An 11,277-nucleotide genomic window follows, 5' to 3' on the forward strand; every position below is an offset into this window, starting at 1 on the left:
AAACTTCAGATGAACTCTATTCAGAGCGGGGCAGACAAAAAAATGGGCAGATGAATATCTGCCCTAAAAACCTGAGTACTTCATTAACTCGCAAGAACTATATCAAGCTAAACTGAACTCTAACTGAATTTTCCGATTGTTTTTGATCGCAATGTTTCCCGTACCAGTGCCCTATCAAGTGGTGAGCTCAACCAAGCCCCCTCCCATGCGTTCAAAATGCATATTGCAACCTTGCACGCACTTCATCTCCACTAGTGCCATTGGCTTCTTCCCCATCCATATAGCTCACGCCAAGTCGGACATTACTGTTGGCGTAATAGTTGAGCCCCAGTGTCGTTTGCTCGCCGTCAGTTGTGGCCAGCCCCACATCACTGTATTTTCCGTCACCATCCTCAAAGCGGGCAACAACTTCCCAGGCCCCTTTGGGTGATGCCGGTTTTACCCGCTTGAATGCTCCGGCTTTGTAAGGACGGCTTTCGCCGGTGATGATCCAGCCAAGCTGTACGTAATAACCATCAACATCCACCTGGCCTTCCTCGGAATCGAAATATTCGGCCTGGGCATGGAAGGGCCCGGAAGCGCCGGCGAGCTCCAGATTAAACGTATCGACCTCATCGGCCTGAGTGTCGGCATCACGCGTGGTATAACCCGCACCAAGATGAACAACCATATTGTTCGTTTGAATCGGTGCAACCGTGCCCCGTGCGGTTACTGCCGTGTTATTGAAATCGTCGCTGCCATTGCCGCCTGCCTCGAAGTAGCCGATACCGTAGGTCCAGTTGCTGCCTTTGCCGCTGAGCTGGATGCCGCCGCTGCGACCGGGGGCATAACGCTCGGTCATGGCAGATCGCTCAAGCGCTGAGATGTCTTTTGAGCTCGTTAATTCTTCCAGGCCGAATGGCTCTTTCTGTTTACCGATAGTCACGGTTGCAGCTGAGCCAAATCCCAGGTAGCGAATGTACAGGTCTTCAGCAGTACCGCCGTCGGCGCCATCACTTTCAGCGACGTTGAACTGGGTCTTGTACGCCCAGTCGCCAAAGTGGCCCTTGGCGTAGAGGCGTGCCCGGCGCACATCGAAATCGGTAGTGTCAACACCGTTGTCGTCAGACTGCGTGGCGTCGTAATCCCACTGAATGCGCCCGCCGAGCTGAAAAGACGCAGAGTTATCCGACACTTTCACTTTGATACCGCTGTCGGTATCGATCACAAGGTCTTCGCCGCTGGTCGTAACGTTTCCGGCCTGTGCAGCAGAAGCGGCAGAAATCGCCAAAGCCAAGCCCAAATATTTCTTGCTCATGATCTGTCTCACCTTTTTCGGTTTGCTTGTGTGTGTTGAAGCGCTATTAAAGTCTATTTGGCAAAGATTACAGAATGGTTACAGAGAATGCATCAAAACAGGGCGCTGGTCCGGGCCGGTGACAGGTTCTGGGGCGCTAGGTGTTGGGTCGTTTTTCGGGGGCAAGCTCAGAATGTGCCGATTTGTCTCTATAATAATGATAAACAAGAATAAATAAGATGTGGCAAGACTTTTGCTAAATCATATTTGGAGCAATGAAACCCAACCGAAGGTATCCATTATGAAGAAGCAGTTTTTCACCAAATCCGGATTTATCAGTATCACTTTGCTTGCAGCACTTCAGGCTGCGCCCGCCATTGTTAGCGCTGACGTCAGCTCAAATGTGAGCGCCAGCAGCAACTATCTGTTCCGGGGCGTCACCCAGACAGACGGGGCTGCGGCTGTCCAGGGAGGGTTGGATTATGAGCATGCGTCGGGCTTCTACGCCGGTGGCTGGGGTTCCAATGTCGATTTTGGTGACGGCACCAGCTATGAGCTTGATCTTTATGCCGGATTCTCCGGCTCTGTGGAAGAACTGGGTTATGACGTTGGGTACATTTATTATGCGTATCCTGACGCGCCGGACTCCATTGATTTCGGCGAACTTTACGGCGAGATCAGCTATGGCATTGCTGCTGTAGGCCTGGCCTACACGATCAACAGCGACACCAGTGGTGATGGGGTGTTCGTGCAGGGGGATGCCTATTACTACGCCTCTGTTGGGGTGCCTCTGGAGGACAGCTACAGTGCCGGTGTGACGCTTGGCTATTACGACTTCGCTGATGACGGCAAGGCTTCTGTCGGCGAGGCAAGTTATTCACACGTCGCCGCCAACGTTACAAAGGATGCGGGAAACTTCGGTTCTTTCAGTGTTAACGTGGAGTACGCGGACATTGAGTCAACCGACGCGCTTGGCTCTGTCAACTCGGATGATCCGAAGTTCTGGCTGGGTTGGAGCAGGAGTTTCTGATCGGCCAAGTGATCACAAGCAATTCAGATCCAGAATAAAAAGCCGGCCCAAATGACGGGCCGGTTTTTATTTATCATGCAAGAACCCACCATCGTGCGCCTGCCTTGACGCCCGGTGACTCGACATCCTCGCCCTTACCTCTGCCCCCCCCTGCCGCCAAAGCTCATTTCTTATCCGGTGCCTGAATTTCAAACTGTATTAAAGGTTTGTCTGTAAGGTCGTTCCAGATTCCCACGCAAAAATGCTGACTCACTGACCTCAGTCAAACAGCCAGGATGATACTGAATGAACAAACGATTGTTGTTGTGCGCGATGATAGTTCCGGGAGCCTTGGCCGTCTCTCCTATGGTGTCGGCCCAGGCAAAAGAGAGTGTGTCGCTGAAAGAATATCAGCAGGCCAAAGCCAGCCAGGCTGTTTCCCTGAACCAGGCCATGGTGATGGCTTTCGAGAATAGCCCGGTATTGGCTTTGAGGCGGGCCGCGGTCTCGATACAGCAGGGACAGCTTGATCATGCCAGCCGCTGGGCGCCGAGCAATCCAGAGTTTGAGTTGGGGGCCCGTCAGGCCCCGGATCAGGCCGACGAGTCCCTGGAATATGGGGTGAGGGTTACTCAGGAGATCTGGATGGGTAATCGCGGCGACCTTGGGCAGTCGCGTGCCCGGAGTAATCTCACGTCCCGGCAACAGGAGCTTGAATACCTGAAGGTAGCCACCAAGGCGCGGGTGCGGGCCGCCTATTTCCGGATACTGCTGGCTCAGAAAGAGTTGGAAACCGCAACCCGTGCCGTTGAACTTATGCAACGCACCAAAGACCTGGTTGAAATGTCCGTAAAACAGGGTAAACAAACCCGGATTGATCTCAATACCGCAGTCATTGGGCTTGCCAGGGCCCGGAATCAAAAAGCCTCGGCGGAACAAAAGCTCGAGCAATCAAAAATTGACCTTACCGAAGTGCTCGGGGTGTCCCCCTCCGATGCCGTTGGGGTGACCGGCGAGCTTGATGTGACGCTCGAAGACCTGCCTCCGACCAGCCAGCTTGTCGAGATGGCACAGAGTCAGAGAGCGGACCTGAAAGCGGCGGCCGCCAGAATTGCAGCGGATGAATCTGGCCTTGAAGTTGCGAAAAGCCTGACGATTCCAAATCTGAAAGTCTTCGGATTTTATGATCGTGAGGAAGGCTCCAACCTTTTCGGTGCAGGGGTGTCGATGCCTTTGACCGTTTTCCATGATTATTCCGGTGAGCAGAGACAAGCTGCTGCGCGGCTGAAAACCTCCGAGCTTGAGGCAGAGGCCTTGCGCCTGGCTACAGAGCGTCAGGTTGTGTCGGCTGTGGCCCGGTATAAATCCACCGCCGTTCGGCTGCGCCAGATGAACGAGTCGATCCTGGAGCGTTCAGAGGAAACATTACAACTGATGCAGAAAGCATTTCGGGCGGGCAAGGTCGGTGCCTCGGATGTTCTGGCAGCACAGGACAATCTCCTGTCGGTAAGGCAGGAATACGTTCAGGCGCAGAATGATTATATCGATGCCGTCCGGGCGCTGGAGATAAGCACAGGAGGTGCTCTGTCGATGTCAGCCGGTTCCTGAGGGTACGAAATTCAAAACTGACCGTTCTTTAAATAGCGAGGGTGAATGAATGATTCGCAATCTGAAGATATTTTTAATAGTTGCCAGCATTCTGAGCCTGCAGCAAGCATACGCTGCCGGAGAAGCTGGAGGTGACCAACACGGTGATGAAAGCGTCGAGCATGCCGGAGAGGAGAACCAGTCCCGCCAGATCCATCTGACGCCGGAGCAGACAGAGTTATTGTCCATTGAGACGGTGACGGCTGCCAAGGGGCGCGCTGGCGCAATTGTTACGGCACCTGCCGAGATTCAGTATGTGCCGGATCGCGTGGCCGAGGTTGGTCCGCTGTTGGAAGGAAAGTTGACGGGGTTGGTGGTTGACCTGGGGGATTACGTCAAGAAAGGGCAGCTATTGGCAACCTTGAACAGTGTGGAGTTGGCCCGGATTCGCTCCCGGTTGATCTCGCTGGAGGCCCGTAAAGAAGCAGCCGAGTCAGACTACAATCGCGAAAGACAATTGCAGGACCAAGGTATTTCCAGCGAGGAAGAATTTCTTGATGCCAAGGCGATCTACCTTGCCACAAAAGCGGAGTACGATTCCGTGCGGGAACAACTGGCGGTATACGGTAGTGAGTCGCCAGGTGACAGTGGGGGGCTGGCGCAATACGCGCTTCGCTCACCCATTGAGGGGCGTGTCGAACAGATGCCTGTCCGGCTGGGTCAGACGTTAAGTCCATCGGATACGCCTTTCATCGTGGCAGACACCTCGGTTTTGTGGGCCATTCTTCAGGTGTCGGAATCCGATATTGACCAGATTTCAACGGGAGACGAGGTTCAGATTGCCTCCAGGGATTCAGGTTCTGACCGGTTTCACAGTGGGCAGGTATCCTGGGTGTCGAGCATGCTGGATGGAAAGACCCGCACCATCCCCGTTCGCGTTGTACTGAAGTCTCCCAGGGGCGACCTTCGCCCGAATACCTATACCACCGCCAGAATCATGACGGAAGCGGAGGCATCACTGCCGCTGGTTCCGGATGATGCGGTTCAAACCATTAGCGGTGAATCTGTTGTGTTTGTTCCGGGCGATGAGAAAGGGGCTTACAAGGCTGTTCCCGTCACGCTTGGCAAGGAAGCAAACGGCTTGATTGAGATCAAGTCCGGGATCAGCGCGGGCACGGAAGTGGTTTCAGTAGGCGCTTTTGATCTGATGTCGGCCATTACCGCCAGTGGCCGTAGCGCCGCTCACGGACACTAAAACCCGGGGGGAACATGGTTAACGCAATTGTGAATTATGCGCTGAACAACCGTCTGATGACGATTGTTTTTGCTATCGCCGTGATCGTTGCCGGGGTATTTTCATTTCAAAAACTGCCGGTGGACGCATTTCCCGACGCGACGCCTACCATGGTTCAGGTTTTTACTGCCAGTCCTGGTCTGTCGCCGGTGGATATTGAAACGCTGATTTCCTATCCCATTGAAATCAGCATGTACGGCATCCCCAAGTTGCAGAAGGTTCAGAGCACGTCGATTTTCGGGCTTTCCCGGGTGACCATCTATTTCGAAGATGGCACCGATATATACTTCGCCAGGCGGCTGGTAAACGAACGGCTTTCAGAAGCCAAGCGCCAGATCCCGGAGGGCATGGGGGAACCCGAACTAGGACCCATCACCACGGGCTTGGGACGTATCCTGATGTATTCCCTGAAAGCTGAGGACGAGAGCCAGTACAGCTTGCAGGAAATTCGCACGATCCAGGACTGGATTGTTAAGCCGCAGCTCAGAACCGTACCCGGGGTAACCGGTGTGCTGTCCATCGGAGGCGAGGTTAAGCAATACCAGGTCAATATCGACGCGCACAAGCTTCAGGCAAGGAGCCTGACGGTCTCGGATGTTCGCGGTGCCCTTACCCAGAACAATCGCAATGTCGGCGCCTCTTTCATTACCAGAGGAGGTGAAGAATACATTGTTCGCGGTTACGGCTGGGTCAACTCTGGTTCCGAAGGCATCAAAGACATCCAGAACATCATTGTGTCCAAGAGTGAGGGGGAGTCCCCAATTTACGTCAAGGATGTTGCGGAGGTTGGTCTTGGACCGGCAATTCGCCGTGGTGCAGAGGTGTCCTCGGGTGAGGAGTCCGTTGGCGGTTACGTGATGAAGTTGATCGGGACCAACACCAGCCAGGTGCTTGAGGACGTCAATGCAAAAATCGACGACCTGAACAAGTCACTTCCGGAGGGTCTGAAGATCGAAGCGTATTACTCCCAGGCGGAGTTGGTGGGCAAGGCTATAGGCACTGTCGAGAAAGCGTTGCTTGAGGGCTCGGTTCTGGTGCTGGTGTTCCTTTATCTGTTCCTGGGAAACATTCGTTCCACACTGATCGTGGTGGCGACGTTGCCGTTGTCTGTACTCTTTGCGTTCATTGCTATGCGCATGTCGGGCCTGTCGGCCAACCTGATGAGTCTGGGCGGGCTGGCTATCGGCATCGGCATGATGGTGGACGGCGCTGTGGTGATGATAGAGAACATCTTCCGACATATTGAAGAGCGATCGGACGAGAAAATCAGCGTGCTCAGGCTTGTTGGTGAATCCGCACGGGAAGTGGCTCGTCCGATCGTCTTTGCCATCGGCATCATTATTATCGTTTTTCTGCCGCTATTTACGCTGCAGGGCGTCGAGGGCAAGCTGTTTTCGCCCATGGCTTACACCATCAGTTTCGCTCTGATCGGCGCATTGCTGCTCGCGTTGACGTTGGTGCCGGTTCTGGCCTCGCTCTCATTCAGGATGGGTGGGCACCATAAGGAGCCGAAGCTGGTTCTATTCCTTAACCGGCTTTACAAACCGGTGGTCAATGTGGTCGTCAAGGCGCCAAAGGTGGTGATGGGCGTTGCAGTGCTGGCCTTTGTCGGAAGCCTCCTGCTGTTTCCCTATCTTGGGAGCGAATTCGTCCCCACCCTGAGGGAGGGCACTTTCCAGATCCGCTCAACACTGCCGCCGGGAGCCAGCCTGGAGTCCGCGATTAAATATGGCAAACGAGTCCAGTCCGTTGTGGAAGAATTTCCCGAGGTAACAGGCACCTACGCACGGATCGGTCGAGCCGAGGTGGGAGGCGACCCTGAGCCGGTAAACGTAGTGGCGACGCTTGTTAACCTCAAGCCTTTGGATCAGTGGAGAGAGGATGTGCGCTATGAGGATCTTCAGAGCGAGATCGCAGAAGCGTTGAATGAACGAGTCCCAGGGCTTGCCAACAATCTGTCCCAGCCGATTCAACTCCGTACCGACGAACTTCTGTCGGGCGTTCAGGCGCAATTGGTCGCCAGCATTTTCGGTGACGACCTGGATGAACTGGGTCGGATCGGCAGGGAAGTCGCTGCCCTGGCCAGAGAGGTGCCTGGTGCAACGGACGTCCGCGCCCAGCAGAGTGCGGGCAAGAAGCAAATTGTTATTCGCCCCGACCGTGAAGTGCTGGCGCAGTTCGGCATCAGCATTGATAACCTGATGAGTACGGTCGAAACCGGAATTGGCGGTAAAGGGGCCGGGCTGGTCTTTGACGGTGTCCGGCGATTTGAGATTTTCACCCGACTGCAAGAGTCCTACCGTGGGTCCATTGATGAAATCAGAAAGCTTCCCCTCAGGGGCAACAGTGGCGAGCTTATTCCGCTTTCACGGGTGGCTGATGTTGAAATGTACGCCGGCCCGAAGAAAATTTCGCGCTCCAATGCCAGTCGGCGACAGTACGTGCAGATGAACGTGCGTGGTCGCGATATGGGCGGTGTTGTTCAGGATTTGCGCAAGCGGATCGAGGAGCAAGTGGACATGCCGCCGGGGTATTTCGTGGAGTTCGGCGGTCAGTTTGAGAACCAGGAAAGGGCCATGGCTCGGCTTGCGATCGTTGTGCCCATTACCCTGGCGCTTATTTTCCTGCTTCTTTTCTCGGCATTCAGTAGTCTGCGCTATGCGGTGCTGATCTTCATGAATGTGCCCTTTGCGATTACCGGTGGCATTGTCGCGCTGTTTGTGACGGGGCTTTACCTCTCTGTGCCCGCTGCCGTGGGATTCATCGCGGTGTTTGGTGTGGCCGTACTTAACGGCGTGGTGATGGTGAGTTACATCAACCAGTTGCGGGACGAAGGCTACGAAGTCATTGAAGCAGTCAAGCTGGGTGCTCAACGCCGTTTGCGGCCGGTTCTGATGACCGCCTCTGTGGCTATTCTGGGGCTGATTCCCCTGCTGCTGGCCGATGGCATTGGCTCTAATGTCCAACGGCCACTGGCAACGGTTGTGGTTGGCGGTCTGATCACTTCAACGCTGCTGACGCTGGTGGTGTTGCCCAGTGTGTACCAGTGGTTTGCATCTGAACGTCGTGACATTTCAGTCTGATAGTCAGGAGACGGTTTATGTATGAAATAAAAGCGTATGTCAGAGAAGTGATGGCAGAGCATGTGGTTGATGCTCTGGCCAAAGTTAAGGGGGTGGCAAGTATTGCTGTCGTGTCTCTCGGCGAATTTGGTCATCTGGTCGGCGATGAGTCGCCTCTGGAGAAAGTGAAGATGGTCAAGCTGGAAATAGACGTAGCGACCGATGATGTCGCTGGTGAAGTTGTGGAACTCATTGTCAGAACGGGCAGAACCCAGGAAGGGCACCCGGGTGACGGCAAGGTGCTTGTATCCCGCCTGGTTCGGGCTGTTCGTATCGACGATGGTGCGACCGACGAGAGCGCACTTCAACCGGCATCAAACCAGCGCTTTTCCTAGATTGGATGGCGGCATCGTGGCCATGAGTCGCGATGCCGCTTCTCCCCGCCCTTATTGAGGAGCACTTTCAAGTTCCCTGAGCTAATGCCTTCCAAATTCAAGTTCATTTCAACCTTTTCACTTACTATCTCCACCTACCTTGTCATGGGCGTCTCGCCCCCATGAATTGTGGCTAACAACCCCTTCGGGAGAAAGTCGATGAAGGCAAGCAAGCACTCGCCCAGGGCGTTGCTGTGTTCAGTACTATTGTCTATTCCTCTGTTCGGTCAAGCGGAGACTGTGAATTGGACAAATTGGCTCACTGGCCAGATAAGCAAGCATCCGGATGTCATGGCGGCGACAGAGCAGGCGGCAGCCCGGAATCAGGATGCTGAGGCAAGCGAACAACCGCTGTATAACCCGGAGCTGTCTGTTGGAGCAGACAGAACGGGCAGTGACAACAACTTTGTGGCAGGGCTATCACAAACGATCGATTGGTCTGATCAACAGGGTGCGCTAAAGGACAAGGCAAAGCTGATCAGGCTTTCCGCTGAAGCTGATTTGAACGAGGCGGTTTTGGCACAAACGTCCGAGTCGCTGTTTGCGCTTGTCGAGTGGCGCGCGGCGACGCGTGCCGAAGAAATTGCGGAATCCCAGCAACACCGTCTGAATGCCTTGCTGGAGCAGGTTGAGCAACGCCAGCAGGCGGGCGACCTGGGGAGTACCGATGCAGAGTTGCTTTTTTTAAGCCTTTCTCAGCAGCTCAGTGAACTCGCCCAGGCAAAGGCCGCAGTTGATCGAGCAGAAACTCAAGTTAGAGAACGTCTGCCGGACTGGAGGCCTCAGGATGGGGGAATCCCCGGGCACATTTGGCCGGCTCTTGCTTCCAGGGTCGATAACGACAATTTGCTGGATCATCCGTCAATTGCTGCTGCCCGCGCGAGGTGGCAGGTGCTGCGGAGCGAAGCCGAGGTGGTCAGTCGCAGAGCGACGGCATCTCCCACGGTCGGGCTGAGCGGAGGGCGTGATGGCGGTGAGAACCTGGTTGGCCTGACGTTCTCGATCCCTCTGAACGTCCGTAATAACTACAGCGCTGAAACCCGGGCTGCGAATCGACGGGCTCTGGAGGCGGAAGCGCGGTTTCAGGCGCTCTACCGGAAACGACAATATGACCTGGCAGGCGCTCGCGCTTCCTGGAAGCGATACGACAAGCAACTTCGTCGATGGAAAGAACTATCCCAGGGGCGTGTACAGCGAAGTGCCGATTTGCTTGAGAAGCAGTGGCAGGTCGGCGACCTCTCCACCTCTGAGTATCTCCAGGCGCTGGGCCAGCGCGCGGAGAGCCTGAAAACCGGTATTGAACTGGAAAAGCAGGCGCAGTTGGGTCTGATTGAGCTCTTGAGCCAGTCTGGCGAACTGATCACCCTCTTCCAATACTAGTCTGGAAACTGGATATTCATTATGAAAAAAGCTCTGATTTCAGTATTCGCATTGACGTTGCTTACAGCCCCACTTTCTTTTGTACAGGCAGAGGAAGATGCTCATCAGGAAGCCGGTCATGATCATGCTGCCAGTGGCGACGATCATCAGGAAGTCACCGGTGAGAAGGGCGAGCATAAGGAAGATCATGGTGAAGAAGGTGAGCATGAAGAGGAAAAAGCAACTACCGCAAGCATCAATGCCAAACAGAAAGAGCTCGCCGGCATTGAAGTAGCAACCCTCGAAAGCAAGCACGTTGACTATGAAATCTACGCTCCCGGTGAGCTGCTGACCAACGGCTATACCAGCTATCACGTGTCCCCCCGGGTTGCCTCAGTGGTGCTGCGGCGTCACGTGGAACTGGGTGAGCACGTAACCAAGGGCCAGCCGCTGGTAACCCTGTTCAGTGAGACGGTGGCACAGGCGCAGGCGGATTACAGGAAAGCTTTTCCTGAATGGAAGCGAATCAGCGGGCTGGGTCGTTCCGTGGTTGGCGATCAGCGGTTCAATACAGCGAAAGCCAACATTGAAGCAGCAAGGGCGACTCTGCTTGCTTACGGGCTGAACGATGATGACATTGGTGCGTTGAAGGCCAGCGGGGTGGATAGTCTCGGTGAATACATGCTCAGGGCTCGCGTGGATGGTGCAGTACTGACCGATGAGTTTGAGCAAGGACAAAGAGTTGAGGCTGGCCAGCCGCTGGTGACTCTTGCTGATGAGAGTGAGCTTTGGGTAGAAGCCCATCTGCCAGCAAGCTCCGACATTGTTCTAGAGAAGGGCGCGGAAGCCGAAGTCAGGGCAGCGGGTCGTGTGGGCGTGGCAACGGTGTCCCAGGAAGCCCACACCATTGATCCTGTGACCCGCACGCGGATTGTCAGGCTGGAGCTGGACAATCCTGAAGATCGTTTTCATCCAGGAATGTTCGCAGATGTGTATTTTCGTTTTAAGACCAGCGAGCCGGTGCTTGCCGTGCCGGAGACTGCATTGATGCGTGGCGCGGACGGCGACTGGACGGTCTATGTGGAAGAGGCCGAAGGCGAGTATGAACCCGTGGAAGTGGAACTGGGCCGCTCAATTGGCGGGCTCCGTGAGGTTTCCGGCCTGGCTGCGGGCCAACGAGTCGTTTTGCGGGGCGCATTTTTTGTGGCCTCTGAGATTGCCAAAGGCGGCTTTGATCCGCACAACCACTGATTCCG

8 protein-coding genes are annotated in these 11,277 nt (G+C 55.0%); 7 read left to right on the forward strand and 1 reads right to left on the reverse strand.

The features are described 5' to 3' along the window. Window positions 1-211: 211 nt before the first annotated feature. Window positions 212-1,297 (reverse strand): OprO/OprP family phosphate-selective porin, encoded by a 1,086-nt coding sequence (locus OZ656_RS16695; RefSeq protein WP_379944734.1) that lies wholly within the window; start codon window positions 1,295-1,297, stop codon window positions 212-214. Window positions 1,298-1,577: 280 nt separating this feature from the next. On the opposite strand from OZ656_RS16695, the gene OZ656_RS16700 reads away from it, so the two are divergent. The 7 genes from OZ656_RS16700 to OZ656_RS16730 all read left to right on the forward strand — a co-directional run bounded on the left by OZ656_RS16700 (window position 1,578) and on the right by OZ656_RS16730 (window position 11,272). After that, the gene (locus tag OZ656_RS16700; RefSeq protein WP_303293690.1) at window positions 1,578-2,306 is read left to right on the forward strand and encodes a TorF family putative porin; all 729 of its coding nucleotides are present in this window, start codon (window positions 1,578-1,580) and stop codon (window positions 2,304-2,306) included. 285 nt (window positions 2,307-2,591) lie between these two features. Continuing rightward, on the forward strand, window positions 2,592-3,893 hold the full coding sequence (locus OZ656_RS16705; protein ID WP_199451736.1) for a TolC family protein: 1,302 nt from the start codon (window positions 2,592-2,594) through the stop codon (window positions 3,891-3,893). Between the two features lie 49 nt (window positions 3,894-3,942). Then, window positions 3,943-5,127: an efflux RND transporter periplasmic adaptor subunit gene (locus OZ656_RS16710; RefSeq protein WP_136629913.1), complete on the forward strand. Its 1,185-nt coding sequence runs from the start codon at window positions 3,943-3,945 to the stop codon at window positions 5,125-5,127. Window positions 5,128-5,141: 14 nt separating this feature from the next. Beyond that, on the forward strand, window positions 5,142-8,249 hold the full coding sequence (locus OZ656_RS16715) for a CusA/CzcA family heavy metal efflux RND transporter (protein ID WP_278350552.1): 3,108 nt from the start codon (window positions 5,142-5,144) through the stop codon (window positions 8,247-8,249). Window positions 8,250-8,266: 17 nt separating this feature from the next. Then, window positions 8,267-8,623, forward strand: coding sequence for a P-II family nitrogen regulator (locus OZ656_RS16720; RefSeq protein ID WP_035561679.1), 357 nt, complete (start codon window positions 8,267-8,269; stop codon window positions 8,621-8,623). 279 nt (window positions 8,624-8,902) lie between these two features. After that, window positions 8,903-10,042, forward strand: coding sequence for a TolC family protein (locus tag OZ656_RS16725; protein WP_339666746.1), 1,140 nt, complete (start codon window positions 8,903-8,905; stop codon window positions 10,040-10,042). 21 nt (window positions 10,043-10,063) lie between these two features. Next, window positions 10,064-11,272 carry an efflux RND transporter periplasmic adaptor subunit gene (locus OZ656_RS16730; RefSeq protein ID WP_348680983.1) on the forward strand — a complete coding sequence of 403 codons (1,209 nt, stop codon included), beginning with the start codon at window positions 10,064-10,066 and terminating at the stop codon, window positions 11,270-11,272. The last annotated feature ends 5 nt before the right edge of the window (window positions 11,273-11,277 follow it).

The organism is Marinobacter sp. LM1, from assembly GCF_042763285.1.
GTDB classification, from domain to species: Bacteria; Pseudomonadota; Gammaproteobacteria; order Pseudomonadales; family Oleiphilaceae; genus Marinobacter; species Marinobacter nauticus.

Coding starts and splice junctions, on each gene's coding strand:
- OZ656_RS16710 (WP_136629913.1), top strand. CDS start 3,943: ATGATTCGCAATCTGAAGATATTTTTAATAGTTGCCAGCATTCTGAGC.
- OZ656_RS16715 (WP_278350552.1), top strand. CDS start 5,142: ATGGTTAACGCAATTGTGAATTATGCGCTGAACAACCGTCTGATGACG.
- OZ656_RS16695 (WP_379944734.1), bottom strand. CDS start 1,297: ATGAGCAAGAAATATTTGGGCTTGGCTTTGGCGATTTCTGCCGCTTCT.
- OZ656_RS16700 (WP_303293690.1), top strand. CDS start 1,578: ATGAAGAAGCAGTTTTTCACCAAATCCGGATTTATCAGTATCACTTTG.
- OZ656_RS16720 (WP_035561679.1), top strand. CDS start 8,267: ATGTATGAAATAAAAGCGTATGTCAGAGAAGTGATGGCAGAGCATGTG.
- OZ656_RS16730 (WP_348680983.1), top strand. CDS start 10,064: ATGAAAAAAGCTCTGATTTCAGTATTCGCATTGACGTTGCTTACAGCC.
- OZ656_RS16705 (WP_199451736.1), top strand. CDS start 2,592: ATGAACAAACGATTGTTGTTGTGCGCGATGATAGTTCCGGGAGCCTTG.